Raw genomic sequence first — 26,932 nt, 5'->3', positions numbered from 1 at the left:
GTAGAAATAGCCTGGCTTTGTGACAAGCCAGGTTTTTTTTGGCCGTTTCAGGCTAGAACTCGTCCGTTACGCGCATCCCGACGGACAGCCTTTCCTCAACAATGATGTCTCCACGATTACATAAAAAACGAGGAGACATCAGTGGAACATCAAGTCATTATTTCGGGCGCCGGCCCGGTTGGCTGCTGGCTGGCCTGCGAGTTACAGCTTGCAGGTGTGCAGACCTTGCTGATTGAACAGACGGCCACCATCAGCCCTCAATCACGGGCTCTGACGATTCATCCGCGAACCATTGAAGTCTTTGCCATGCGTGGCGCACACCACGAGATGCTGGCGCAGGCGGTGCGTATTCCTAGCGGACATTTTGCCGTCTTTGAGCATCGTCTGGACTTCAAGCAGTTGGACACTCGCTTTGACTATACGCTGGCTATTCCCCAGGCGCGCATTACCGCTATTTTGCAGGAGCGTGCCCGCTCCCTCGGCGCTGACATCCGCCGATCCGAAAAAGTGTGCCGCTTTGAGCAGAACCAGGAGGGGGTGTCGGTCTGGATTGAAAACAGCGATCAAGAGCAATACGTCGCCACCGCGCAATGGCTGGTGGGTTGCGATGGAACCCGCAGCACGGTACGTCAACAGGCTGGGATTGCGTTTCCAGGAACAGACGCCACGGTGTTGGGGTGGCTGGGAGATGCGACGCTGACCGATCCGCCTGAAGGCGTCATGATCGGTGAGTGGGGCTTGAATGGTACGGCCATGGTGGCGAAGTTGCCTGACGGTCAGCACCGTTTGGTGGGGCTGTCGCCAGACGATGTGAATCGTCCATGGCCAGGTGACTTGCCTTTGGAAGAACTCCGCGAAAAAGTCCGAGCCGTATTTGGGACAGATTTTGGATTGCACAGTCCCTCCTGGCTGTCTCGCTATAGCAATACCAGCCGCCAGGCCGAAAACTACCGTAAAAATCGCGTTTTTCTGGCGGGTGACGCCGCACACCAGCATATGCCAGCCGGGGGGGTGGGTTTGAACATCGGGATTCAGGATGCCATGAATCTGGGCTGGAAGCTGGCCGCCGTGATCAATGGGTGGATGCCGCACTCTTTGCTTGATAGCTACCATCAGGAGCGTTATCCCGTTGGCCAGGATTTGCTGGAGCACACTCAGGCACAGACTGCCTTGATGAGCTGTTTCTCTGTTGAGGGTATGGAATTACGTTCCTTTTTGAACAAGCTCATCAAGCAGTCCCCTGCCTTGGAGAAAACATTGGCCGAGAGGCTGTCTGGCCTGAGTGTGCTGTATCCATCAACCGTGCCGGGTGACCATGCCTTGGTGGGACGGCGTGCAGCGGATCAGGATCTGGTTGGCGGACAAAGTCTTTTTGGCCTTCTGGAACAGGGGCACTACGTGATGCTGGAGGTGAGTGGGCACGACGACGACGAGCTGGAATGTCCGGAGGGCCTGCAGGCTGTGTTGTACCGGAGCTCACTGGACGTTCGCAGTGAGGGTTGGGAGCACGTGACTGCTGTGTTGATTCGGCCTGATGGCTATATCGCCTGGGCCAGCAATGAGCAAGACGCCACTCGCCTGCGTTCGGCAATGCGACACGCTTTAACGCCTTTTCAGACTGCGTCTCATGCGCTGGAAACCACCGAGAGGCTGGCCGATGAATAGTCAAACATCCACGTTCAGAATGTTGATTGACGGTGCTTTGGTGGACGGCGAACAAACCATGGCTGTCATCAACCCCAGTACGGGTCAGTCCTTTGCTCATAGTCCACGTGCTTCGCTCCGGCAAATGGAACAGGCGATCAACGCGGCTAGCCGCAGTTTTCCTGCTTGGTCCCGAACCACGATGCAGACACGGCGCGCCCGGATTTTGAGGATTGCCGATCTTATTGAGGAACACTGCCTGGAATTGGCGCATCTCCTGACCCAAGAGCAAGGCAAACCCTTGCGGGATGCTCAGGCTGAAGTGCAAGGCACTATCGCGTTTTTTCGGTATGTCGCTCAGTGCCGCATAGAGACGCAGACCTTGGAAGAGAGCACGACCAGACACGCTTATCTGCAACGCCAGCCTTTGGGTGTAGTGGCCGTGATTACGCCCTGGAATTTCCCCTTGATGCTGTTGGCCTTCAAAGTGCCTCACGCCTTGTTGGCGGGTAATACGGTGGTTATCAAACCGCCGGCGACCACGCCGCTGACCACCTTGAAACTGGGTGAGCTTATTGTCGATGCCTTGCCTGCGGGGGTTGTGAACATCGTCACGGATCATAACGATCTGGGTGATGCGCTGAGCAGTCACCCTCTGGTCGCCAAGATTTCTTTTACGGGCTCTACCGCAACTGGCTACAAGGTCATGGCTAATGCAGCCAAATCCTTGAAACGCTTGACCTTGGAACTAGGAGGCAATGACCCCGGGATTGTGCTTGATGATGCGGACCCGAAGCAGATCGCCCCCGGTATTGTGCGAGCCGCTTTTTTTAACAGTGGGCAGGCCTGCATCGCCTTGAAACGTCTCTATGTTCCTGATTCGCTTTACGAAGCCTTGAGTCATGAGCTATGGAGTCATTGTCAGCGCCTGGTACTGGGAGATGGTCTGGATTCACAGACAACGCTGGGCCCCTTGCAGAACCAGCAGCAGTTTCAGAAGGTGAAATCCCTCCTGGAGGACGCCCGACAGCATGGGCGGGTTCTAAGTGCGGGTACGGTGCCAGAGGGGGCCGGTTATTTTCTGCCCCCTACTCTGGTGCTGGATATTGAAGACGGTACTCGTCTGGTGGATGAGGAGCAGTTTGGCCCGGTCTTGCCTGTCATTCGCTACAGCAACGTGGAGCAAGCGATTGCCATGGCTAATCGCAGCCCTTATGGCCTGGGCGCCTCGGTATGGGCGTCCGATCTGGAGCGAGCCAGAGTGGTGGCCGATCAGTTGCAAGCGGGTACGGTTTGGATCAATCAGCACATTGACTTGGGGCCGCATATCCCTCAGTGCGGCAGTAAACAGTCCGGCTTTGGCATTGAATTGGGCGCGGAGGGGCTGCTGGAGTTTACCCAAGCCAAGGTTATCAATATCAATCCGGGCCTGAGCTCAGCAGCCCAAGACTCGCTAAAGGAGAATATGAATGCAGAACAAACAAGCCATTAACCCTGACAATTTGCCCAAGCTGCCTGGGGTGGTGTCTCACGGTATTGTTCTGAATAAGGCCGGTTTGGTCTATACCTCGGGACAGCTATCCTGGGATGAAAATGGCCATTTGGTAGCTGGTGATCTGTTTGCCCAGTTCGAGCGTGCCTACAGCAATATCGACATCGTGCTCCAGGCTGCAGGCACCTGCCGTTCCGAGGTGATCAGCGAGACGATCTATATCGTTGGTGATTGCACTGAACATACAGCACAGTTGGTTCAAGCCTTGACTCAGGCAAGGCCGGCAGGCTCCATCCCGCCAACCAGCACGCTTGTGGGCGTGCAGTCGCTGTTTGCCGAAGGGTTCTTGGTGGAAGTTCAGGTAGTGGCAACGATTTAAGGTGCATGGTTTGACCGGCTGCCTGTCACTGGTAGCCGTCCTGCGATTTTGGCCTGTACAACAAGATATGGACTATGAAAACTCAAGAGAAAAATCAGATTGCCGCCCAAGTGAACCAAGAAATGGGAGAGTTGAATACCGGCTCTTGGACTCAACGGGAGAAGTTGGCCCTGGCGTGTCGTATTCTTTTTGAAGAGGGGCATTGGCGTGGTTTGGCCGGGCAAATTACGGCTCGCATGTCACCGGATAGCACGGATATGTTGACGCTGGGTTTTGGAATTGGCTTTGACGAAGCTTGTGCCAGTTCCTTGGTGCAAGTCGATCAACAGCTACAGCCTCGGGGACGGAGTGCCATGCCCAATCCTGGGGTACGTTTTCATGCCTGGATTTATGCCAATCGCCCTGATGTTCAAGCGATTGTCCATACACATCCGCCGGCCTGTGCTGCCTTATCCATGACGGGAGAGCCATTGGCCGTGGCTCATATGGACGCCACTCCTCTTTTCGAAAACTGCGCGTTTCTTCCGGATTGGCCTGGCTTGCCCATTGGTGATGAAGAGGGGCAGATCATTTCGCAAGCAATGGGCGACCGACATGCCATTTTGCTGGCCCACCATGGTTTGTTGACGGCTGGACGCAGTATTGAGGAAGCGTGTCTGTTAGCGGTGTGGATGGAGCACGCGGCACAAATGCAATTGAATGCCAGAGCTATGGGTACCATCAGGCACATTAAGCCGGATCTGGCACGAGAGTCTCGGGATTTCTTGCTTAAACCCAAGGTGCTGGCACTGAGTTTTGCGAACTTTGCGCGGCGCGTGCTACGGGCAGACGACGGCGTGCTCTTGTAGGCACTAGATTCGACGTTATTTTGGCCGGAATGCGATAGAAACTGGCTGTTAGCCGCAATTTTGCAGCCCAGCGCTGTGTTACGGTATTTTTTTCGGCTTTTAAAAGGGCGTAGCTTCAGCTGTTTCAAGCACGCCTGCGACCCTTGAATGAAAGATGCCATTGTTACCGTCCAGGATTACCTGGACCAGGTTGCTTTACCTGTGACGGGCTTGCAGGTAGAGCTGAGCTTTGTTGGCGATACCGAGCCGCATAAACATCGCAAGAACCAGCTGCTGTATGTTCTGAAAGGATTGATGTCGGTGCAGACAGAGCAAGGGCTATGGGCTGTGCCCCCTCAGTGTGCGATTTGGATACCCGCTGGCGTGATGCATTTTGCCCGGGCGACCCAGCAAGCCAGTGTGGCGAATCTGTACATTGAGGCTCAGCCCCCTGCCAATCTGGAGGCTTGCGAGGTTCTGTTTACACGACCCCTGTTGCGAGAGCTGATTCTGAGATTGCTGTCGTCCTCCAACCCAGCGCCGGAGAACGAGCTGCGCCATACGCGATTGGTCGCGGTACTGATGGATGAGCTGGCTCTGAGCCCCAAAAAATCTCTGCACTTGCCTATGCCTAGTGATCGTCGTTTGAAACGCTTGATTGATCAGTTAGCGCAAAGTCCAGGGTTGAAATTGAGCATGGAGCAATGGGGGGCCCTGGTTGGGGTCAGTACTCGTACCTTGGGGCGCCTGTTCTTGCGCGAAACCGGCATGTCTTTTGGCCGCTGGCTGCAACATTGGGATAGTTCTATTGCCTTGCAGAAACTGGCGAATGGAACCTCGGTGACGATGACAGCTCAGGATTTGGGCTACGAAAGTTTAAGTGCCTTTATCACCATGTTTCGTCGTACGGTAGGCACGACCCCTGCCCGCTTTTTTGCCCAGACCCAAACCTTGCCGCTTGAGTCAAAGGAACAGCCCTGTATCCATATGGATGGGCGTATTGAGGATGTCTTTGCAAAAATTCATGTCCCGATGGTGGATACAAGCGGCCAATAAAAACGGCCATCCTCAGATGACCGTGCTTCAGGATGCCGCTCGCCCTGTTTATTCTGTTGGGGCACCCGCCATGATCCAGTCCACCACCGCCTTGATGTCCGCATCGGAAATGGCCGGGTTCGCGGGCATGGGCAAAGGGCCGTAAACCCCCTTGCTGCCTTGACGGATATGCCCGGCAATCACTTCAGCGTTGGCTGGATCATCCTTGCGCATGGCTGCAATATCCTTGTACGCGGGACCGACTACTTTTCTGTCTACGGTGTGACAGGACAGACAAGCATTTCTGGTCAGCACATCCTTGACCGAGTCAAAGCTGGCCTCGGCCGCCTGGGCACTGAAACCGGCACTGAACAAGGCCGTACAGACCAGTAGCTGCTTCAAGCTCATGAGGGGGATCTCCTAAGTAAAACGGGCGCAAGAAACGGGAGTGTGGAGTGGGTGCTGCGCTTGCATTTTTCCGCACATAAACGGGACGATATGGCATCCACATCGTGATCATACGGTTATGATAGAACAGCCTTTCACAAATAGCGGTGGGTCTTGATGCTGATCAAGCTGGTCCGCGCGCTTATTCTGTAATGTCCTAGTAGAAGTTAGTGCTTCATACTTAAACAGTTCACACACTACAAGAGGTCTTCATGCTTAATGTTCTCGTTCCTGTCGATGGGTCTGATGCTTCCACACGTGCTTTGAAAACAGCGGTTGACATCCTAACGGGCAAACCAGAAGCCACTTTGCACGTGCTGGCTGTTCCTACACCGATCGTGTCGGGCAACGTCAAACGCTTTTTCTCGGATGATGTGCTACAGGCTTACTACCAAGATGAAGGCAGCAATGCGCTCTTGCCTGCTCGTTCCGTGCTGGCCGGTTCTCCCCTGAAAATCAAGGAAAGCATTATTGCCGGTAATGCTGCCCAAACGATCAAAGACTATGTAGAGAAGAACCAGATCGATCACATTGTGATGGGTACGCGCGGCCTGAGCGCCCTGCCCGGCCTGGTTCTGGGTTCGGTCACGACCAAGGTGCTGAGCCTGGTGAATGTGCCAGTAACCTTGATCAAGTAATTGAGCTGACTGTTCAGTCTGTACAGGCCGTCCTTGAGACGGCCTTTTTTAAGGGCTCAAGGCTTGGGCTGAATGCGCAGTAGCTGGCCGTTGCTGTCGTCGGTCAGCACATAGATATCGCCGTCTGGCCCAACACGCACATCCCGGATGCGCTGTTTCAAGTCTTGCAGCAAGCGCTCTTCTCCGACGATATGGCCGTCCTCTTCGTCAAATTGCAGACGAATCAAGGCTTGTTCTTTCAAGGCTCCCACAAACAGGCTGTGCTGCCAGTCCGGGACGCGTTCGTCGTTATAGAAAGCCATGCCGCTGATCGCGGGCGAGACTGACCAGTAGTGCAAGGGTTCAATCAGGCCCTCTATCGGTGTGGAACTGGCGTTGGGAATGGGTTTGCCGTCATAGCCTTGCCCCTCGGTACGCAAGGGCCAGCCATAATTGACACCTGATTGAATTCGGTTCAGTTCATCGCCGCCTTGCGGACCATGTTCAGCCACCCACAGTTCATTCGTCCAGGGATTCCAGGCCATGCCCTGCGGATTACGATGGCCGTAGCTCCAGATTTCCGCCCTGGCACCGCGTAGGCTGCGAAAGGGGTTGTCGCGTGGGACCATGCCATCCGGACGGATACGCACGACTTTGCCTTGCAGATGATCCAGTTGCTGGGCGGTCGGGGGCTGGTTGTTCTCGCCCAGGGCGATGTATAGATCTCGTCCACCCGGATCAAAGGCCATGCGCACGCCATAGTGCTGTCCGGTGGACAAGGCGGGTTCCTGGCGGAAAATCGGGCGGAAGGCATCGATGCGTTTCAGGTCTGAGGACAGCACGCCATAACCGACAGTGGTGGCGGAGTGTTGCTTATCGCGTCGCTCGGCATAAGCCAGATAAATCCGGCGGCTACGGAAAAAATCCGGGGCCAGAGCCACATCCAGCAACCCACCTTGCGCTTGCGCGTGGACTTTAGGAACCCCGGCAATCGGTTCAGACAGGCCGTTTTCCTGGGTCCAAACCCGCAGGCGGCCAGGGCGTTCAGTGATCAGAATTCCGGCATTGTTGGGCAGGAAAGCCAGGGCCCAAGGGTGCTCCAGCCCGCTGGCCAGGGTCTCGACCGACACAGCCGGTCCGCTGATGGCAGGAACAGGTTCAGATTGTGCCTGAGCGGATAGCGGGGCAAGGGCTGCAGCCAGGCCCAATACGGTGGCTGCCAATGCAGAGGACAAGCTGAAGGTTTTCTTTATACGCATAAGGCAGTGAAAGACGGATAGCTGGGATGAGACACTCCCCTACTCTTTCATAGGGACAAAGAACCACGCTGTTGATGTATTCGCCCCAGTGAAGGGGCGAATACGGTCAAGCATAGCCCAGGTAAAGGCTTAGCCTGGGTGGGTCATATCCAGTGGCACAATCCACTGATCGTATTGCTCGTTCGTCAGATAGCCGGATTTCAGGGCGGACTCACGCAGGGTCAGGCCTTCTTTGTGGGCGGTCTTGGCGATGTAGGCGGCCTTGTCGTAACCGATATGGCGGTTCAAGGCAGTCACCAGCATCAGGTTCTGGTCCAGATTATGCTGGATTTTTTCCATGACAGGTTCCAGACCCTGGGCGCAATGCTCGTCAAAAGCCAGGCATGCGTCGCTGATCAGGGCAATGCTTTCCAGCACATTGTGCACCATCACAGGCTTGTAGACGTTCAGCTGGAAATTGCCTTGGCTGCCAGCAAAGCCCACCGCCGCGTCATTACCGTAGACTTGCACGGCCACCATGGTCAGCGCTTCGCACTGAGTAGGGTTGACCTTGCCGGGCATGATGGAGGAACCGGGCTCGTTCTCGGGGATTTGCAGTTCGCCAATCCCGCAGCGAGGGCCGCTGGCTAGCCAGCGCACGTCGTTAGCCATCTTCATCAAGGCGCCGGCCAGGGTACGCAGGGAGGCGGACAGGTTCACCAGCGCATCGTGGGCCGACAGCGCAAAGAACTTGTTCTCGGCAGCCTGGAATGGCAGGCCTGTGATCTTGGCAATATGGGCGGCTGTGCGCTCGCCAAACTGCGGATGGGCGTTCAGACCCGTACCCACGGCGGTGCCGCCGATAGCCAGTTGATAGATGCCGTCCAGCGCCTTGTCCACGGTTTGCAGGCCGAAATCAATCTGCGCAACCCAGGCACCAATTTCCTGGCCCAGTGTGATGGGCGTGGCATCTTGCAAGTGGGTGCGGCCGGTTTTCACAATGCTGTTGAATTGCTTGGCTTTGGCGGCCAGGGTGTCGCGCAGCAGGCCTACGTCTTTGCGCAGGCGGCGCTGACATTCCAGGCCCACAGCGATGTACATGGCGGTGGGAAAGGTATCGTTGGAGGATTGGCCGCGGTTCACGTGGTCATTCGGGTGGACGGGCTTTTTGCTGCCCTTCTCGCCACCGGCCAGTTCAATGGCGCGGTTGGAGATCACCTCGTTCACGTTCATATTGCTTTGCGTGCCAGAGCCGGTCTGGAAAACGACTAGCGGGAATTCGGTGTCCCACTGGCCTGCAATCACTTCATCAGCCGCTTTGACAATCAGCTGGGCCAGTTCGTCGGGCAACTCGCCCAGTTCCTGGTTGGCCAGGGCCGTGGATTTTTTCAGGATGCCCAGCGACTCGATCATGCTGCGGCCCCACTGGAAGCGGTCGCGGCCAATCGGGAAGTTCTGGATCGAGCGCTGTGTCTGCGCGCCCCAATAGTGGTCGGCGGGAACCTCAATGGTTCCCATGGAATCCTGTTCAATACGTGTCGTACTCATCATGGCTCCTGTAAGAATTCGGAAGACAGTTCAATGTGAAAATGGGGTGTTCACGGCTGGCGCAAGAAGCGCGCAGCCCACACACAGGCAATATCAAGCATGCGGTTGGAAAACCCCCATTCGTTATCAAACCAGACCAGCATATTGACCAGCCCGTCCCCGTTGGTGCGGGTTTGCGAGCCGTCCACCACGGCCGAGTGCGGGTTGTGATTGAAGTCGATCGAGGCGTGGGCCTGATCGGAGTAGTCCAGAATCCCCGGCCATTGCTGGGCCGCCTTCTGGAACAACTGGTTGATTTCGTCCCGGCTGGTGTCGCGCTCCAGATTGACCATCAGATCAATGGCTGACACGTTCAAGATGGGCACGCGGATCGACTTGGCCTGGACCTTGCCTTTTAGTTGCGGCAAAAGGCGCTCTACCCCCGTGGCCAGCCCGGTAGAAACCGGAATCATGGACTGCAAGGCGGAACGGGTACGGGCCAGATCGCTGCTGTGGTAGCCGTCGATCATGGGCTGATCGTTCATTACCGAGTGCAGCGTGCTTAAAAAGGCGTGGCGTATGCCAAAGGTTTTATCCAGCTCGGCCAGAATCGGGATGATGGCATTGGTGGTGCAGGAAGCGTTGGAGACAATCAACTCGTCGCCTTGCAACTGCTCGTGGTTAATGCCCAATACGGCGGTGAAATCCACATCCTGAGCGCTATTACCCGGGTTGGAGACCAGCACACGCGGGCAACCGGCGTCCAGAAATTGTTGTAACTGCGCGCGGCTGCCAAAGGCACCACTGCATTCGATCAGCATGTCCAGGTTCAGCGCCGCCCAGTCTATGGCGTTGGGGTCGGTTTCATGCAGCACCCGAATGGCTTTGCCCGCCACAATCAGCTCGTGTTCGTTGTGCTCTACCTGGGCCGGAAACACGCCATGGGTCGAGTCAAAGCGCGTCAGGTAGGCCATGGTGGCAATTGTGGCGGGCTCGTTGATGACGACGACATCGAACTCCTGGCGTCGTGGGGACTCGTAAATGGCGCGCAACAGGCAACGACCGATGCGGCCATAGCCATTGATCGCGATGCGGATGGGACGAGGTAGCGGCATGATCTGGAAAAATCAGAAAGTAATGGAGAATCCGCCGTCTACAACCACGATATGGCCATTGACATAGGAAGCAGCCGGAGAGGCCAGAAACACAGCAGCAGCGCGGATTTCATCCGGTTGGGCCCAGCGCCCCAAGGGATTGCGGCCTACCACCAGGGGGCCTTTGACCGGATCCTGGGCCAGCGCCGCATTGCTTTCCGTGGCAAAGGTGCCGGGGGCGATGCCGTTGCTGGTAATGCCCTGCCCGCCAAATTCTACTGCCAGTGCACGTACCATACCGGCCAGTCCCTGCTTGGCGACGGGGTAAATGGCGTCGCCCGGACGAGCCAGCGGGCCTGCAATGGAGGTCAAGGTCACAATACGGCCTTGGCGGGTTTGAGCTTTCAGCATGGCCTGGGCCGCATATTTGGAAAGTTTCAGCGTGGCCAGCAGGTCTACCTGCAGCAGGTGCTCAATATCGTCCCAATCGGCATCCTGCAAGCGGCTGCGTAGTCGCACGCCCACATTGTTCACCAGAATATCGGGAGTGCCGACGCGCTGGCACAGGGCTTGATAGGAATCTGGCAAGGAGTCCAGATCGGCCAGATCGTGCTCCCAGGTATCGACCTGGGCACCAGCGGCGTTCAATTCCTCGGCAAGCGGCAGGAGTTTGCTGGCGTTGCGGCCATGCAGAATCACATGGGCGCCATGGGCGGCGTAGGCACGGGCGATTTCCAGGCCCAGACCGGCGGACGAGCCGGTCACCAGAGCGTAGCGGCCGGCCAGGGAGAAATTGGCTTGATAGGAGCTTAAATCAGTCATTGTCTACAGCGTATGGCGTGCTTCGCCACGGTGGAAAGCCGCAATGTTTTCGATCAGCTGGTTTGCCAGGGCTTGCATGGCTTCCTGACTGGCCCAGCCTATGTGCGGCGTCAAAATGTAATTGGGTAAGTCTAACAAGCGCATCAGGATATGGTCAGCAGGCGGCGGCTCGGGCGTGCATACATCAATGCCTGCGCCACCCAGCCAGCCTTGCCGCAAGGCGTGCTCCAGTGCCTGATTGTCGATCAGCCCGCCACGGGCGGTATTGATCAGCAAGGGACGGCGTGGAGCCATGCGCTCGAGTTCGGCCATGCCCAGCATGTTTTGCGTTTCTGCAGTCAGGGGGCAATGCAGGGAGAGAATGTCGGCTTGTTCCAGCACTTGTTCAAAGGGCAAGCGGTCGTCCGCATTGCTGACGATGGTCTGGCCACGGCGCTGGGCAAAGATGACCTTCATGCCCAGGGCGCGGCCCATGGAGGCAACGGCTTGCCCCAAGGAGCCCGAACCAATCAGCCCCAGGGTGGAGCCGGCCAGATCGCGGATAGGATAGTCGAAGTAACAGAACTGCTGGGCTTCCTGCCAACGGCCTTCCTTGACGGACTGGCGATAGGCGCAGATATTGCGACGCAAGGCAAAGATCAGCGCAAAAACGTGCTCCGGAACACTACGCACGGCGTAGTCGCGGATATTGCTGACCACAATCTGGCGTTCGCGGGCGGCATCCAGGTCGATATTGTCGCTACCGGTGGCGGCCAGTGCGATCATTTTCAAATTGGGCGCAGCCTGCAAATGCTCGCGTCGCAGCGCCACTTTATTGCTGATGACAATCTCGGCATCCGCAATACGTTCGGCTACTTGATCGGGCGCCGTACGTCCGTAAACTTGCAGTTCATGCTTAAAGGGAACCTGTGGCAGCGCTACGCTGTCTGAGAGTGTTTCCCTATCCAGAAAAACGATACGAGTCAAAGAAGTCATGCCTGTCCTTGTCCTGAGCTGTCCTTGGCATTCTGTCCCTATTTTCAGAGGGTTCTTACCTTTTCCGGGGACCACGATCCGATATAGTAATGGGATTGATGCGGGCTTGTCCTTGGTCTCACCCTCATAACCCTGTTTTATAGGTTATTGCTTATGCTCTTGTCCCTCTTGCTCTCTTTGGGCGCTCACGCCCTGATACCGGATAACGTCGCTAGCACAACTCCCCCACTGTACGACATTCGGGATTTTTTCCAGAATCCCAAACGCAGCGGTTTCCGGATTTCGGACCAGGGGCGCATGATCGGCTTTATGGAGCCCGTCAAAATTGACGGCAACCCAGCCCGTCAGAATATCTTTGTGCAAGAGTTGAAAGGCAGTGAACCGATAGGTGAGCCCCGTCGTGTTACCGCCGAACACCAGCGCGATATTGCCGAATACTTCTGGAAAGGCGACGAGACTGTTATCTACGCCAAAGATGTCAATGGCGACGAGAACTATCACGTGCTGGCTGTGAACGTGATCACGGGCAAAGTCACCGATTTGACACCATTGGAAGGTGTGCGCGCCGGTGTGCAGGACGATTTGCCGGACGATCCGGAGCATATTCTGGTATCGCACAACGGGCGCAACCCGGAGGTGTTTGATGTCTACAAGGTGAATGTCCTGACCGGCGAAAGCACCCTGGCTGCCGAGAACCCCGGTGATGTGCTGGGCTGGAGCACGGACCATCAAGGACGTGTGCGTCTGGCGATTTCGATCTCCGGCGTAGATTCCGAACTGCGTTACCGTGACAGTGAATCCGAGCCCTTCCGCAGCATTTTGCAAACGGACTTCCGCACCGACGTCAGCCCCCTTTTCTTCCACGCCGACAATCAGCGCTTTTACGCCTTGAGTAATCGCGGTCGTGACACTCTGGCTTTGGTCTTGATTGACCCCGCCAAGCCGGACGAGGAAGAAAAAATCTATGAATTGCCCAGCCACGATCTGATGGGGGCTGGCTATTCCCGCTTGCGTCAGGTGCTGACGTCGGTGGATTACTACACCGACAAGCCTGGTCAGCATTTCTTTGACGAGCATAGCGAGAAGATCCACGCGGCAATTGCGCGCCAATTGCCGGGCTACGAGATCAGCATCCAGTCCATGACGCGCGATGAAAAGAAGATGATTGTGGCCAGCTACAGCGACCGCAATCCAGGCTCACGCTATCTTTACGACGTGGACAGCAACAGCCTGCACAAGCTGGCTGTGATCAATAGCGCCTTGCCAGAAAGCGACATGGCGGTCATGCACCCCATCGAATTTACGGCGCGCGATGGCATGAAGATCCACGGCTATCTGAGCCTGCCACTGGGCATACCAAGCCGTAATCTACCCGTCGTGATCAATCCGCACGGTGGCCCTTGGGCGCGTGACTACTGGGGCTTTAACCCCGAAGTGCAGTTCCTCGCCAACCGTGGCTACGCTGTCTTGCAGATCAACTTCCGCAGCTCAACGGGTTATGGTCGCAAGTTCTGGGAAGCGGGCTTCAAGCAATGGGGTCTGAGCATGCAGGACGACATTACTGATGGCGTTCAGTGGCTGATCGATCAAAAGATTGCCGACCCCAAGCGCATTGCCATTTACGGTGCCAGCTACGGGGGTTACGCGACCTTGGCCGGGATCGTCAAAACCCCGGACTTGTACGCTGCGGCGGTGGATTATGTGGGTGTATCCAACTTGCTGACGTTCATGAACACGATTCCCCCGTACTGGAAGCCTCTGCTGGTGAAAATGCATGCCATGGTGGGCGATCCGGAGAAGGACAAGGAGTTGCTAGAAGCTAACTCCCCCGTTTTGCACGCCGACAAGATCCGCACACCGCTATTTATTGCCCAGGGCGCACATGACCCGCGGGTGAACAAGGCAGAAAGCGATCAGATGGTCGATGCTTTGAAGGCGCGTGGTGTGGATGTGGAATACATGGTCAAGGATAATGAAGGCCACGGTTTTCACAACGACGAGAACAAGTTCGAGTTTTACGAGCGCATGGAACGCTTCCTGGCGCGACATTTGCAGCCTTAATTGTTTTGGAGTGGCGCGACAAGCTCGCGCCATTTTTGTTTATCGCACTTTTAGAAAGAGAACTTATGAAACTGTATTACATGACTGGTGCTTGTCCTTTGGTGACCCGCATTGCATTGGAGTGGATAGGCAAGCCGTTTGAATCCCAGCGCGTCAGCCGCGACGAGCTGCAACAAGAAGAATTCCTGAAACTGAACCCCAACGGCGCTGTGCCGGTTCTGGTGGACGGTGATCTGGTCCTGACTCAAAGCATCGCCATTCTGGAATACCTGAACGAGAAGAACCCGCAGGCCAATTTGATTGGCAGCACCATCGAACAACGCTTTGAAGCGCGCCGCTGGCTTGCTTTCCTGAACGCCGAAGTTCACCGCAACGTGGCCGTGGTGTTCGGTGTGCATCGCTACGCTGATCAGGAAGCGACCCAGGCCGAGGTCAAAGCCAAGACCGCTGCTTTGCTGACCAAGCAGCTGGGCGTGATTGACAAGCACTTGGAAGGCAAAGAAACCCTGTCGGGCTCCTTGTCTGTGGCTGATGCTTACCTGTACGTGGTGTTGCGCTGGGCTAGCCTGATGAAGCTGGACCTGTCGGGTATGAAGAGCCTGAACGCTTTCTTTGCTCGTATGGAGCAGAACGACGGTGTGAAGGCGGCCTTGCGTGGTGAGGGTTTGTTGAAGGATTAAGCCGTATCACGGCTAGCGATACAAGCTTTCAGGGGATGAGACAGTGGTAGCCCACTGACATTTGAGGCAAGATTAGCGACAAATGAATATGGCCGTTAGCTTAGTTGCCTGTGCTCTTGTCCTGACGCATATGCCGAATAAAAAAACCTGAATCCAGCGCAAGCTGGGATTCAGGTTTTTTTTAGCGCATAAATTCAAGCGGTACTTGAAAGATACGTCCTGCTGTACAACTTCAAGGCTGTATAAGCTGGCTTTTAAGCCCCCAAATACGCCTTCCGAATATCCGGATTCGCCAGCAGATTGGCGCCGGTATCCTGCATCACTACTTTCCCGGTCTCCAGCACATAGCCACGGTCTGCAACTTGCAGGGCCTTGTTGGCGTTCTGCTCCACCAGGAATACCGTTACGCCTTCATCGCGAATGGTGCGGATGATGTCAAAAATCTGCGCAATGATCAGCGGGGCCAGGCCCAGCGTAGGTTCGTCCAGCAGCAGCAAGGACGGCTTGCTCATCAGTGCGCGGCCGATGGCCAGCATTTGCTGCTCGCCACCTGACATGGTTCCAGCACGCTGCGCAGAGCGCTCTTTCAGACGGGGGAACAGTTTGTAGACGTGCTCCTCCCCTTCTTCGATCTCGCTGCGGTTCAGAAAGAAACCGCCCATCTTCAGGTTTTCCGACACGGTCAGGTCTGGAAAGACGCGACGGCCTTCGGGAGAGATGGCGATGCCTTTGCGCATGATGCGATGCGTGTCGGCTTGGGTGATGTCCTCGCCCATGAAGCTGATGCTGCCCGAGCTGGCTCGGGGCGAGCCGCATACGGTCATGAGCAAGGTAGTTTTGCCAGCGCCGTTCGCGCCAATCAGGGTGACGATCTCGCCCTGATTCACGTCCACGCTAACTTGATCCAGCGCCTGAATAGCGCCGTAATGGGTAGATACGGAGTCCAGCTTCAGCACTTATTCTTCCCCCAGATAGGCTTTGATGACGCGCGGATCATTGCGCACTTCTTCAGGCAGGCCGGTGGCAATGGGTTTGCCATATTCCATTACCAGGATCCGGTCTGATACGCCCATAACCAGGCTCATATCGTGCTCGATCAGCAGGACGGCGACGCCAAATTCGCGGCGCAGTTGGTCGATCAGTGCTTGAAGGTCGCGTTTCTCTTGGGGATTCAGGCCCGCTGCAGGCTCGTCCAGCATCAGCAAGCGAGGCTGGGTGATCATGCAACGTGCAATTTCCAGGCGGCGCTGGTGGCCGTAAGCCAGGTTGCCCGCTTCACGGTTGGCCAGGTCAGTCAGGCCCATGAAGTCTAGCCAAGTGACTGCGCGTTCTTTGGCCTCTTTTTCAGATTGCTTGTAGCGCGACAGGTTCAGCAGGCCGGACAGAAAGCCGGCCTTGAGCTGGCTGTGCTGGGCGACCAGCAGATTTTCCAGCACGGTCAGTTTCTTGAACAAGCGCACGTTCTGGAAGGTACGCACCAGGCCTTTTTGTGCCACCTTGTGGCTGGACAGGCCGTGAATGGGCTGGTCTTCCAGGGTGACAGAACCGGAAGTGGGCTTGTAAAAGCCGCCTACGCAGTTAAATACCGTGGTTTTACCGGCGCCATTGGGGCCAATGATGGCAAAGACTTCATCTTTAGCTACATCGAAGCTGACGGAATCCACCGCCAGCAAGCCACCAAAACGCATCGACAGGTCTGATACTTGGAGTAATGGGCTCATGTACGCAACTCCACATGAGGACGTTGCACAGGCAGCAAGCCCTGTGGACGCCAAACCATCATGGCCACCATGACCAGACCAAAAATCAACATCCGATACTCCGCGAACTCTCGGGCCAATTCAGGGACCACTGTCAGCACAATGGCCGCCAGAATGACGCCGATTTGTGAACCCATACCACCCAGCACCACGATGGCCAGGATCAAGGCGGATTCAATAAAGGTGAAGGACTCTGGGTTGACCAGACCCTGACGGGCGGCAAAGAAAGCACCACCAAAACCGGCAAACATGGCACCCATGGTAAAGGCGGACAGTTTGATGGTGGTGGGGTTCAGACCCAGCGAACGGCAAGCAATCTCGTCCTCGCGCAGGGCTTCCCAGGCGCGGCCAATAGGCATGCGCACCACACGGCTGGAGACCAGCAAGGTGATCAGGGCCAAAGCCAGGGCCATCAAGTACAGATACACGACCACGTCCTGGTTGCTGAAAGTCCAGCCCATCAGGTCGTGGAAGGTGGTCTGCCCTTCTGGCGCGCGGCGTGCCATGGGGAAACCGAATACGGTTGGCTTGGGGATACCGGAGATGCCATCCGGGCCGCCGGTCAGGTCATACATATTGATGAGCAAGAGGCGAATGATTTCACCAAAACCCAGGGTGACGATAGCCAGATAGTCGCCACGCAAACGCAGCACGGGGAAACCCAGCAGGAAGCCAAACAGGGCTGCCATACCACCGGCTAGTGGCAGCGCTTCCCAGAAGCCCCAGCCTGCGTAGTGATAGAGCAAGGCGTAGGTGTAGGCACCCACGGCGTAAAAGCCCACAAAACCCAGGTCCAGCAGGCCGGCAAAGCCCACCACAATGTTCAGCCCCAGACCCAGCATGATGTAGATCAGCACCAGAGTGGCGATGTCCACCTGGGCACGGCCACCAAAAAAGGGCCAGACCACGGCACAAGCGATCACGATGTACAGCAGGATCTTCTTGTGCTGCATGCTCAGTTTGGGCAGCGTCCAGCGGCTTTCACGTATCTTGGTGCGATTGACGTTAGGACGGATCAGCTGGACCACAAAGACCAGTGCCATACCGATCAGAATGATCTGCCAATCGCTTTCCAGATGGGTGTTCATCCCGGCGCGCACAATTTGCAGGCCAAAGACGGGAGCCACAATAATGCCTGCCAAGACAGCGGCGATAAATGCATTGCTAAAGCGGTTCATCATCAGACTTTCTCCACCTCGGGTTTACCCAGCAGGCCCGTTGGGCGGAACAGCAGGATAAAGACCAACAGTAAAAAGGCCACGATGTCCTTGTACTGCGATGAAATAAAGGCAGCGGCAAAGGTTTCTGCCAGACCCAGCAAGACACCGCCCAGCATGGCGCCAGGGATGCTGCCAATACCGCCCAGCACGGCGGCCGTAAAGGCCTTGATGCCGGCGATAAAGCCAATGAAGGGGTTCAGCTTGCCAATGGCGGTAGCAATCAGCACACCGCCCACGGCAGCCAGCATGGCGCCGATGACAAAGGTGAAGGAGATGATTTTATTGGTGTCGATACCCAGCAGATTGGCCATGCGCAAGTCTTGTGAACATGCACGCGAGGCGCGACCCAGACGCGAGTACTTGATGTAGAGGCTGAGCATGATCATCAGCACCACGGTCACGACAATGATCATGACGCGTGAGTAAGGCGCCGTGACGGTAAAGCCGTCTGCGCCCAGGCTGAACTGAAAGGAGCCGGACAGCAAGGTGGGCACTGCCATATCGCGTGCGCCTTGGCCCAGGGCAACCCAGTTCTGCAAGAAAATGGACATACCAATGGCCGAGATCAGCGGGACCAGCCGAGGGCTGCCACGCAGCGGCGCATAGGCAACTTTTTCAATCGCATAGCCGTAAACAGCAGTTACCAGGATGGCAACCAGCAACATGATAAGAATGATCAGCCAGATGGGCAGACCCGAGCCTACGCCAATCGCAGTCAGGGTTACCAGCCCGACATAGGCACCGATCATGTAGATCTCGCCGTGGGCAAAGTTAATCATTCCGATAATGCCATAGACCATTGTGTAGCCGATGGCGATCAGTGCATAAATAGCGCCCAAGGATAATCCATTGAACAGCTGCTGCACGATCTGAGGGAGTAAATCAGACATGCTTGTTTTTTTCCGTTGAGTCCGTCGTTTTGTTTTGAGGCTTTGTGGGCATCCAAAAGCAATGCCCCCGTTTTTCGTAGAGAGCGGGGGCACATCATCCAGTCTTATTTCTCAACTAGATCAAAGTTACCTTCTTTATCCCACTTGAAAACGGCAAATTCGAAATGCTTCAAATCACCCTTGGCGTCGTATTCTACCTTGCCAATGGCGGTATTGAACGCATTTGCGTGCATGTAGTCGGCTCCCTTGGCCGAATCTTCACCAACCGCGTTGATGGTGTCGGCAATAATTTGCACGGCCGCGTAAGCCGGGAAGGTAAAGGCCCCGTTAGGATTGCGCTTGTATTTGCTGAAGTTTTCCATCACATCCTTGTTGGCCGGCATCTTGGTGAAGTCGGTTGGCAAGGTCACCAGCAAGCCTTCCACGGCTGGACCGGCAATGGCGACCAGGTCACGGTTGGCCACGCCTTCCGGACCCATGAAGGTGTTGGTCATGCCTTGCTCGCGAGCCTGTCGCAGCAGCAGGCCCAGCTCGGCATGGTAACCACCGAAATAAATCAGATCGGGGTTCACGCCCTTGAGTTTGGTGATCACGGCCGAATAATCGCTGTCACCGACGTTGATACCCTCATACATGACAATGTTCATGTTCTTTTTCTTCAGGGCATCGCGCACTTGTGTGGCCACGCCCGAGCCGTAGGTCTGCTTGTCATGCAGCACGGCAATGGTCTTGGGTTTCAGAACATCGGCAATGTAATCGGCCGCGAACGGACCTTGCTGGTCGTCACGCCCAATAGTGCGGAAAAAGTAATGGGGCTTGATGGTGTCGGTCACCAGGGGCGAGGTGGCGCCGGGAGTAATGGCCACAATGCCTTCCTGCTCGTAAATGTTAACGGCAGGCACGGTGGTACCTGAGCAAGCATGAGCCACTGCGAATTTCGCACCGGAGTTCACCACGCGGTTGGCCGCCGGCACGGCCTGCTTGGGTTCGCATGCATCGTCAATCAGGACGGCTTCCAGCTGTTTGCCTTTGACACCCCCGGCTGCGTTAATCGCGTCAATCGCGGTCAAGGCTCCGGCCTGGATCTGGTCACCGTACTGGGTGGATGGGCCGGTCATGGGTTGAGGAATACCAATTTTGATGGTCTCTGCCGCATAGGCGGTGCTCATGGCCATTACGGTGGCCAAAGCGGTCAGAGCGGGGGTAAAGCGTCGAGTAAAGGTCATAGCAACTGTCTCCCGAGGCCGGGGTCTACCGGCATTGCTTTTTAGAAAGTGCTTGTTCTGGAGCTTGGGTTTACATTGTTCTGCACCAGGGGAACCCATTTTGGGGGAGCCGCCTAAAACTTGTCACTTCGTATAAGCCCTAGCGCCCGGCCAATTCATTTTTAAAATAACGCGGCATGGTTAACAGGGTGTTTCCAAAAACCGCCCGCATACTAAAAGCCTTATTCATAAAAGAAAAGAGGAGTTCCCTTGGAAACTCCCCTGCTCTGTTTTTTTACTGCTTTTCTATTGCGCCATATCAATTTTTAGCGATGCTATAGGGACTAATCCCGGTGTCAGGAGAACTCCTTGGCCAGTTCACCGGCCCGTACTTTGGCGGCATTGACGGCTTTTTGCACCAGAGGTGTAAAACCGCCTTCATTAAAGATATTCAAAGCGGCTGCCGTTGTACCCCCTTTGGATGTAACGCGCTCGCGCAAGACTGAAGGCTCTTCTGGCGACAGGGTGGCCAGTTGGGTGGCGCCGTGCAAGGTGGCCAGCGACAACTGACGGGCTTGTTCAGGGGACAAACCTTGTTCAATACCGGCTTTGATCAAGGCTTCGATGAACAAAAACACGTAAGCTGGACCGCTGCCCGATACCGCCGTGACGGCATCAATGGCGGCATCGTTTTCAACCCAGACCACTTCCCCAACGGATTTCAACAATTGCTGCGCAATGGCTTTATCGCTTTCATCCACTTGTTCAAGGGCCATCAGGCCGGTAATGCCACAGCCGATAAAGGCCGGGGTATTGGGCATGCAGCGGATCACACGTTGGTACGGCTTGCCGGGTTCGCCCAGCCAGTCTGCCAGGGCGGTTGCTGGAATGCCAGCAGCCACGCTGATCACCAGGGTGTCCTCTTGCAGATAGGGTTTGCAGGCCAGCACGGTTTCTTTCATGACCTGGGGCTTGACGGCAAAAACCCAGATACGCTGCTTGGACAAGGCCGGGCCGGGTTCATACGCGGTTTGTACACCTTGCTGGGCCCACGACTCCAGGGCTGGCGGGTAAATATCAATCGCTAAAACGTCCGAGCCGCCGCAGCGTTTCCCAATCAAACCGGCAGCCAGGGCACTGGCCATATTGCCCGCGCCAATAAACGCCAGCTTAAAAGAGGTATCGTGTGGATTCATCATCGCTCCCATTAAAAATCTGTCCTCTGACACGTTTTCTTAGCGTTTGAGGGTAAGTAGTCATTGCTTATATGGCGCTCCCATGGATACATTCACGAGAGCGTCATAAACAAGTCATAAGCTTGAGTTTTAAAACCTGCTACACCTTAGCGGCACCTTTTATACAGGAGAAAGCCTGATGCGAACAAAACTATTTGCTCTGTCTCTAGCCGGTCTGATTGCTTCTATCGGCACTGCGCAAGCGGCCACAGAAATTCAGTTCTGGCATTCAATGGAAAGAGCCTTGGGCGAACGGGTTAATGCATTAGTTAAAGACTTTAACGCATCTCAGTCGGACTACCAGGTTAAAGCCTCGTATAAAGGCAACTATGGCGAGTCCATGAACGCCGGTGTCGCCGCTTTCCGTGCCGGCAATGCCCCCGATATTCTCCAAGTATTCGAGGTGGGTACCGCCACCATGATGGCGGCCAAGGGCGCTATCCAGCCTGTGCAGGAAATGTCGGAGAAAGTGGGCAAGCCCATCAATCCTGGTGATTTTCTGGGTGCGGTTGCCGGTTACTACTCTTCCAACGAAGGCAAGCTGATTTCCATGCCTTTTAACAGCTCCACCCCGGTGCTGTACTACAACAAGGACGCCTTCAAGAAGGCCGGTCTGGATGCCGAGAAACCACCCAAGACCTGGCAGGAACTGCACGAAGCCGCCAAGAAGCTGCGTGAGTCCGGCCAAGAGTGTGGTTACACCTCTTCCTGGCCCTCGTGGATTTTGCTGGAGAACTTTGCCGCCTGGCACAACATCCCCTTTGCCAGCGAGAACAACGGCTTTGGCGGCCCCAGCGCTCGCCTGCAGCTGGATAACCCACTGTTCCTGAAGCACATGACTTTCCTGGCAAATATGTCCAAGGATGGTTCCTTCTCCTACGGCGGTCGTGGTGATACGGCCAACGCCCTGTTTACCAGCGGCAAGTGCGGCATGTTTACCGGCTCCAGCGGTAACCGCGCCAACATCATCAAAACCGGCGAATTTGAATTTGGCACCAGCAGCCTGCCCTACTACAGCGATGTACAAGGCGCGCCTCAGAACTCCATTATTGGTGGCGCTTCCCTGTGGGTTTTTGCCAAGAAGTCCGATGATGTCTACAAGGGCGTGACTGAATTCTTCCACTTCATCTCCAGCCCTGAGCAAGCCGCCGCCTGGCACCAGGACACCGGTTATGTGCCTGTGACCAAAGCGGGCTTTGAAAAGACCAAGGACTCCGATTTCTACGCCAAGAACGTGGGCGCAGATGTTGCCGTCAAACAGCTGGACGCCAGCACTACCGAGAACTCGCGTGGCATTCGTCTGGGTTCCTTGCCACAGATTCGTGACATCGAAGACGGTGTGATGGAGCAGATTTTTGCCGGCAAAGTCACCCCTGAAGAAGGTTTGAAAGCCATGCAAAGCCGTGGCAATGAACTGTTGGAGCGCTTTGAAAAGAGCGTGAAGTAAGCCGGACCCGCCTTGGGCGGGTGGTTTACAATCCAGCGTATGAGTGTGTGCGGACGGTGTCCTGTCTTGGCTTCAAGCCAGTAAGCTGTCACCCTATCGTCCAAGCCACTCATACGCTTTTCGTTTCACTTGAAGTCTGTCACCCTGATGGTGGCGCTCCCTTCCCATTGCGCGCAAACCTATGGAAAAACGTGTCGTCTTTCGTCATAAGACACTGCCCTATTTGCTACTTGCTCCGCAGCTAGCCATTACTCTGATCTTCTTTTTTCTGCCTGCCGGTCAAGCGCTGTGGCAGGCTTTTCATTTGGAAGCCCCCTTTGGCCTGTCTTCGCAGTTTGTAGGCTTGGATAACTTTGCCGAGCTGTTCAATAGTGCAGAATATATGGCCTCGTTCAAGACGACGGCGGTATTTTCGCTCGCCGTGTCGGTGTTGGGACTGGTCGTGGCTTTGGTGCTGGCCGTGATGGCGAATCGAGTAATACGGGGCGCGCTGCTGTATCGCAGCTTGCTGATCTGGCCTTATGCCGTGGCAACGGCGGTGGCCGGGGTGTTGTGGTTGTTCCTGTTCTCCCCCTCTGTAGGGATTGTGGCCGTGTTCCTGCTGGAGCATGGCATTCAGTGGAATCCACGCTTGAATGGCAATGACGCCATGTTGCTGGTGGTAATTGCTTCGGTCTGGAAGCAGATCTCCTACAACTTTCTGTTTTTCCTGGCTGGCCTGCAAGCCATCCCGCGCTCCCTGATTGAAGCGGCCGCCATGGATGGTGCCGGTCCCATGCGCCGTTTCTGGGGCATTGTGTTTCCTTTGCTGGCCCCGACGACTTTCTTCCTGCTGGTCGTGAACATTATTTATGCCTTCTTTGACACCTTCGCCATTATTGACGTGGTCAGTCAGGGCGGGCCGGGTGAAGCCACCTCGATTCTGGTTTACCGGGTCTACAACACGGGTTTCCGTGGCCTGGATATTGGTTCTTCGGCAGCCCAGTCTGTGGTGCTGATGGTGGTGGTTGTGGCGCTGACGGTGATTCAGTTCCGCTATATTGATCGCAAAGTGACGTACAGCTGATGCGCAGCAAGGAACATAGTCATGGTTGAACGACGCCCTATTCTTGATTTTTTCACGCATCTGACCCTGATCCTGGGTGTGATCGTGATTGCTCTGCCCCTGTACATCACGTTTGTGGCTTCCACCCAGACCAGCGCGGAAGTGGCCCGTGCGCCCATGTCGCTCTGGCCGGGCTCGCACATGGTAGAGAACTACATCACCGCTTTGCAGGGGACGGCCACCAACTCCCCACCAGTGGGACGCATGTTGCTGGTCAGCATGGTGATGGCGCTGGGCATCGCGGTTGGCAAGATCATTATTTCCATGCTCTCGGCCTTTGCCGTGGTGTATTTCCGCTTCCCGTTCCGCATGCTGTTTTTCTGGATGATTTTCGTCACCCTGATGCTGCCGGTGGAAGTGCGCATTATGCCCACGTACAAGGTCGTGGCGGACCTGCAGTTGCTGGACAGCTATGGGGGCCTGATCCTGCCCTTGATCGCTTCAGCAACCGCGACCTTCCTGTTTCGCCAGTTCTTTTTGACGGTGCCCGATGAATTGATCGAGGCCGCCCGTATTGATGGTGCCGGCCCGATGCGGTTTTTTAAAGATGTTCTGCTGCCCTTGTCCAAGACCAGCATTGCCGCTTTGTTTGTAATTCAGTTTATCTACGGCTGGAACCAGTATTTGTGGCCGCTGATCATTACCACCAAAGAGGATATGTACCCGATCGTGGTTGGTATCCGGCGCATGATTTCCGGTGGTGACAGCGTGACCGAGTGGAACGTGGTGATGGCCACGGCCCTTTTGGCCATGATCCCGCCTGCCCTGGTGGTGATGCTGATGCAAAAGTGGTTCGTCAAAGGTCTCATCGACTCTGAAAAGTAATTCTCTACAGGCTTTATTGAATGGCTAGCTTACGATTTGAAGGCGTCAAGAAAACCTACCCGAACGGGACGGTCGTTATTCACGGCATTGATGTGGACGTGAAGGATGGCGAGTTCGTGGTGATTGTGGGCCCCTCTGGATGCGGTAAATCGACCTTGATGCGTATGGTGGCGGGGCTGGAATCTGTCACGGCAGGTCAGGTGCTGATCGACGGCAAGGTCGTCAATGATCTGGAACCGGCTGAACGTGACATTGCCATGGTGTTCCAGAACTACGCGCTCTACCCCCATATGTCAGTCTTTGACAATATGGCGTATGGCTTGAAAATCCGTAAGTTTTCCAAGGATGAAATCAAGCAAAGGGTCAATGCCGCCGCTGCGATCTTGGAATTGGGTGCCCTGCTGGAACGCCGTCCAGGGCAACTGTCGGGGGGCCAGCGTCAGCGTGTTGCGATGGGCCGTGCGATTGTGCGTGAACCCAAGGTGTTTCTGTTTGACGAGCCCCTGTCCAATCTGGATGCCAAGCTGCGAGTGCAGATGCGTCTGGAAATTCAGAAACTGCATCGTCGCCTGAAAACCACCAGCCTGTATGTGACTCACGATCAAATTGAAGCCATGACCTTGGCCGAGCGCATGATTGTGATGAATCAGGGCATGCCTGAGCAAATCGGGACACCTGCCGAGGTATTCGAAAAGCCTGCTTCCGTTTTTGTGGCCACTTTCATTGGCTCACCGCCCATGAACTTGTTGCCAGTAGAGGTGGATGCACAAGGTCAGATCACGCAAGACAATGGCCAGCCCGTGCAGTTTGGCCCGGAAATGGTGCCCGCTGCGGTGCGTGGCCGCAAGGTGTTCCTGGGCATACGACCAGAACACATCCAGCTGCATGTGCCCGGTGTGACTACGCAGGTGGAAATGGTGGAAATTCTGGGTTCCGAGCAGTTACTGCATCTGGGTTGTGGCGACTATCGCATCATCGTGCGCTGCCCGATTGAGCAGACTCGCGAATATCCAATTCAAATTGGCGAGGCCATCCAGATTGGCTACATGCCACCCCACCCTTTGCATTGGTTCGACCGCGATACGGGTTTGCGTATCGAGGCCTGAGCAGCCTGCCTGAAGCAAGGTGCTCCAAGGCGATACATAATAAAAAACCGGCCCGAAGGCCGGTTTTTTTACGAGCAAGAATCAGGGATTACTTGCCGTAGACGGTTTTGGAACCGTCAGCGTGCCAGCTGAAGACGTCAAATTTGAAGTCGTTCAGGTCGCCCTGCTTGTTCCAGCTGATTTGACCGATAGGCGTTTTCACGCTGTTGGCGTGCAGGTAGTCGGCCACTTTGACTGGATCGTCCTCGCCAGCGCCCTTGATGCCTTCGGCAATCGCAATCGTGGCTGCGTAAGCGGAGAGCTGGAACGCGCCGCTAGGATCGCGCTTCTTGTCCTTGAAAGCCTGGACGATGGCCTGGTTGTCCGGATCTTGCGAGAAGTCCGCAGGCAAGGTCAGCAGCATGCCTTCAACGGCTTTGCCGGCAATGGCGTTAATGTCGGGGTTACCCACGCCTTCCGGTCCCATGAAGTGGACTTTCACGCCTTGCTCGGCGGCTTGACGCAGCAGCAGGCCCATTTCAGGGTGGTAGCCACCAAAGTACACGAAGTCCACGCCGGTGGATTTCAGCTTGGTGATGACGGCGGAGTAATCGCTGTCCCCCGCGTTAATGCCTTCAAACAGGGCAACTTCGGTACCGGCTTTTTGCAGTTCGGAACGAACCGAAGCGGCAATACCTTGGCCGTAGGACTGTTTGTCGTGCAGGACGGCAACTTTAGTGGGCTTGATCTGTTCCAGAATGAACTTGGCAGCGGCTGGACCTTGCTGATCGTCGCGACCAATGGTGCGCAGGATCATTTCGTAGCCTTTGCCGTCGGTAACAGCAGGTGCTGTTGCCGATGGAGTCACCATCAACACGCCTTCGTTGTTGTAGATATCGGTGGCCGCGATGGTAGCGCCCGAACAAACGTGACCGACAACATAGTGGATCTTGTCATTCACGATACGGTTGGCTGCGACGGGACCTTGCTTGGGTTCGCAGGCATCGTCAACAGTGACCAGTTCGAGCTGTTTGCCCAGAACGCCACCGGCAGCGTTGATCTGTTCGATGGCCGTATCGACGCCTTGTTTGACCATGTCACCGTATTGGGTAACCGAGCCTGTGAAAGGACCGGCCAGTGCAATACGGATGTTGTCAGCGTGAGCAGCACCGGACAAGAGCAGACCCGTTGCCAGGCTCATGGCCGCTGCAACAGGAGTGAAACGAATTTTCATAGAAAACACCTCCGTGAATATGCAGGAAAGCATACACCGATAACAGGGCTTTATGCCTGCCTGACGCCTGAATTCAGGGTTTTCTATA

25 protein-coding genes are annotated in these 26,932 nt (G+C 55.7%); 12 read left to right on the top strand and 13 right to left on the bottom strand.

Features of this window, described 5'->3' with window-relative positions; translation table 11 throughout:
* Window positions 1-141: 141 nt before the first annotated feature.
* The 5 genes from KOE80_RS06545 to KOE80_RS06525 all read left to right on the top strand — a co-directional run bounded on the left by KOE80_RS06545 (window position 142) and on the right by KOE80_RS06525 (window position 5,398).
* On the top strand, window positions 142-1,665 hold the full coding sequence (locus KOE80_RS06545; RefSeq protein ID WP_226348670.1) for an FAD-dependent monooxygenase: 1,524 nt from the start codon (window positions 142-144) through the stop codon (window positions 1,663-1,665).
* A complete protein-coding gene (locus KOE80_RS06540; RefSeq protein WP_226348669.1) occupies window positions 1,658-3,136 on the top strand; it encodes an aldehyde dehydrogenase family protein in 1,479 nt (492 codons plus the stop codon). Before KOE80_RS06545 ends, KOE80_RS06540 begins: the two co-directional genes overlap by 8 nt.
* The gene (locus KOE80_RS06535; RefSeq protein WP_035271572.1) at window positions 3,114-3,515 is read left to right on the top strand and encodes a RidA family protein; all 402 of its coding nucleotides are present in this window, start codon (window positions 3,114-3,116) and stop codon (window positions 3,513-3,515) included. The genes KOE80_RS06540 and KOE80_RS06535 overlap by 23 nt, the downstream gene beginning before the upstream one ends.
* A gap of 74 nt (window positions 3,516-3,589) precedes the next feature.
* Complete coding sequence (locus KOE80_RS06530; RefSeq protein WP_226348668.1) at window positions 3,590-4,363, top strand: aldolase; 774 nt, start codon at window positions 3,590-3,592, stop codon at window positions 4,361-4,363.
* A gap of 147 nt (window positions 4,364-4,510) precedes the next feature.
* Entirely contained in the window at window positions 4,511-5,398 is an 888-nt protein-coding gene (locus tag KOE80_RS06525; RefSeq protein WP_226348667.1) for an AraC family transcriptional regulator, read from the top strand.
* Window positions 5,399-5,446: 48 nt separating this feature from the next.
* Here KOE80_RS06525 and KOE80_RS06520 read toward each other — a convergent pair whose 3' ends face one another.
* A complete protein-coding gene (locus KOE80_RS06520) occupies window positions 5,447-5,785 on the bottom strand; it encodes a c-type cytochrome (RefSeq protein ID WP_226348666.1) in 339 nt (112 codons plus the stop codon).
* Between the two features lie 251 nt (window positions 5,786-6,036).
* Between KOE80_RS06520 and KOE80_RS06515 the strand changes: the two genes are divergently transcribed.
* Window positions 6,037-6,462 (top strand): universal stress protein, encoded by a 426-nt coding sequence (locus KOE80_RS06515; protein ID WP_226348665.1) that lies wholly within the window; start codon window positions 6,037-6,039, stop codon window positions 6,460-6,462.
* Window positions 6,463-6,518: 56 nt separating this feature from the next.
* Here KOE80_RS06515 and KOE80_RS06510 read toward each other — a convergent pair whose 3' ends face one another.
* From KOE80_RS06510 to KOE80_RS06490, 5 genes are all read right to left on the bottom strand, one after another.
* Window positions 6,519-7,676, bottom strand: coding sequence for a PQQ-dependent sugar dehydrogenase (locus tag KOE80_RS06510; protein WP_413228924.1), 1,158 nt, complete (start codon window positions 7,674-7,676; stop codon window positions 6,519-6,521).
* Between the two features lie 153 nt (window positions 7,677-7,829).
* Entirely contained in the window at window positions 7,830-9,227 is a 1,398-nt protein-coding gene (gene fumC, locus KOE80_RS06505) for a class II fumarate hydratase (RefSeq protein WP_226348663.1), read from the bottom strand.
* Between the two features lie 50 nt (window positions 9,228-9,277).
* Window positions 9,278-10,321: a type I glyceraldehyde-3-phosphate dehydrogenase gene (locus KOE80_RS06500; RefSeq protein ID WP_226348662.1), complete on the bottom strand. Its 1,044-nt coding sequence runs from the start codon at window positions 10,319-10,321 to the stop codon at window positions 9,278-9,280.
* Window positions 10,322-10,333: 12 nt separating this feature from the next.
* Window positions 10,334-11,122, bottom strand: a complete 789-nt coding sequence (locus tag KOE80_RS06495; RefSeq protein ID WP_226348661.1) for an SDR family oxidoreductase — start codon at window positions 11,120-11,122, stop codon at window positions 10,334-10,336.
* Window positions 11,123-11,125: 3 nt separating this feature from the next.
* Window positions 11,126-12,097: a D-2-hydroxyacid dehydrogenase gene (locus KOE80_RS06490; protein ID WP_226348660.1), complete on the bottom strand. Its 972-nt coding sequence runs from the start codon at window positions 12,095-12,097 to the stop codon at window positions 11,126-11,128.
* Window positions 12,098-12,250: 153 nt separating this feature from the next.
* Between KOE80_RS06490 and KOE80_RS06485 the strand changes: the two genes are divergently transcribed.
* Both KOE80_RS06485 and KOE80_RS06480 read left to right on the top strand, forming a co-directional pair.
* Complete coding sequence (locus KOE80_RS06485) at window positions 12,251-14,158, top strand: S9 family peptidase (RefSeq protein ID WP_063690248.1); 1,908 nt, start codon at window positions 12,251-12,253, stop codon at window positions 14,156-14,158.
* Between the two features lie 65 nt (window positions 14,159-14,223).
* Entirely contained in the window at window positions 14,224-14,838 is a 615-nt protein-coding gene (locus KOE80_RS06480) for a glutathione S-transferase family protein (RefSeq protein WP_226348659.1), read from the top strand.
* A 254-nt stretch (window positions 14,839-15,092) separates the two neighbouring features.
* On the opposite strand, the gene KOE80_RS06475 is transcribed toward KOE80_RS06480, so the two are convergent.
* From KOE80_RS06475 to proC, 6 genes are all read right to left on the bottom strand, one after another.
* Window positions 15,093-15,794 carry an ABC transporter ATP-binding protein gene (locus KOE80_RS06475; protein WP_045931346.1) on the bottom strand — a complete coding sequence of 234 codons (702 nt, stop codon included), beginning with the start codon at window positions 15,792-15,794 and terminating at the stop codon, window positions 15,093-15,095.
* Window positions 15,795-16,559 carry a high-affinity branched-chain amino acid ABC transporter ATP-binding protein LivG gene (gene livG, locus KOE80_RS06470; RefSeq protein WP_042480621.1) on the bottom strand — a complete coding sequence of 255 codons (765 nt, stop codon included), beginning with the start codon at window positions 16,557-16,559 and terminating at the stop codon, window positions 15,795-15,797.
* Window positions 16,556-17,779, bottom strand: a complete 1,224-nt coding sequence (livM, locus tag KOE80_RS06465) for a high-affinity branched-chain amino acid ABC transporter permease LivM (RefSeq protein WP_226348658.1) — start codon at window positions 17,777-17,779, stop codon at window positions 16,556-16,558. The genes livG and livM overlap by 4 nt, the downstream gene beginning before the upstream one ends.
* On the bottom strand, window positions 17,779-18,708 hold the full coding sequence (livH, locus tag KOE80_RS06460) for a high-affinity branched-chain amino acid ABC transporter permease LivH (protein ID WP_009453959.1): 930 nt from the start codon (window positions 18,706-18,708) through the stop codon (window positions 17,779-17,781). The genes livM and livH overlap by 1 nt, the downstream gene beginning before the upstream one ends.
* A gap of 104 nt (window positions 18,709-18,812) precedes the next feature.
* Window positions 18,813-19,934: a high-affinity branched-chain amino acid ABC transporter substrate-binding protein gene (locus tag KOE80_RS06455; protein ID WP_080723679.1), complete on the bottom strand. Its 1,122-nt coding sequence runs from the start codon at window positions 19,932-19,934 to the stop codon at window positions 18,813-18,815.
* 335 nt (window positions 19,935-20,269) lie between these two features.
* A complete protein-coding gene (gene proC, locus KOE80_RS06450) occupies window positions 20,270-21,109 on the bottom strand; it encodes a pyrroline-5-carboxylate reductase (RefSeq protein ID WP_226348657.1) in 840 nt (279 codons plus the stop codon).
* A 178-nt stretch (window positions 21,110-21,287) separates the two neighbouring features.
* Between proC and ugpB the strand changes: the two genes are divergently transcribed.
* The 4 genes from ugpB (at window position 21,288) to KOE80_RS06430 (ending at window position 25,631) form a co-directional block, all read left to right on the top strand.
* Entirely contained in the window at window positions 21,288-22,595 is a 1,308-nt protein-coding gene (gene ugpB / locus KOE80_RS06445; RefSeq protein ID WP_226348656.1) for a sn-glycerol-3-phosphate ABC transporter substrate-binding protein UgpB, read from the top strand.
* Window positions 22,596-22,776: 181 nt separating this feature from the next.
* A complete protein-coding gene (ugpA, locus tag KOE80_RS06440; RefSeq protein WP_226348655.1) occupies window positions 22,777-23,661 on the top strand; it encodes a sn-glycerol-3-phosphate ABC transporter permease UgpA in 885 nt (294 codons plus the stop codon).
* Window positions 23,662-23,682: 21 nt separating this feature from the next.
* Complete coding sequence (gene ugpE, locus KOE80_RS06435) at window positions 23,683-24,525, top strand: sn-glycerol-3-phosphate ABC transporter permease UgpE (protein WP_021446597.1); 843 nt, start codon at window positions 23,683-23,685, stop codon at window positions 24,523-24,525.
* 20 nt (window positions 24,526-24,545) lie between these two features.
* A complete protein-coding gene (locus KOE80_RS06430; RefSeq protein ID WP_021446598.1) occupies window positions 24,546-25,631 on the top strand; it encodes a sn-glycerol-3-phosphate import ATP-binding protein UgpC in 1,086 nt (361 codons plus the stop codon).
* An 88-nt stretch (window positions 25,632-25,719) separates the two neighbouring features.
* Here KOE80_RS06430 and KOE80_RS06425 read toward each other — a convergent pair whose 3' ends face one another.
* Window positions 25,720-26,844 (bottom strand): branched-chain amino acid ABC transporter substrate-binding protein, encoded by a 1,125-nt coding sequence (locus KOE80_RS06425; RefSeq protein WP_026482583.1) that lies wholly within the window; start codon window positions 26,842-26,844, stop codon window positions 25,720-25,722.
* Window positions 26,845-26,932: the final 88 nt, after the last annotated feature.

This window comes from Alcaligenes sp. 13f (assembly GCF_020496585.1).
Classification (GTDB): Bacteria; Pseudomonadota; Gammaproteobacteria; order Burkholderiales; family Burkholderiaceae_B; genus Alcaligenes; species Alcaligenes phenolicus.
Note: the sequence above shows the minus strand (reverse complement) of the source record. Positions and strands in the feature narration are given on the sequence as shown.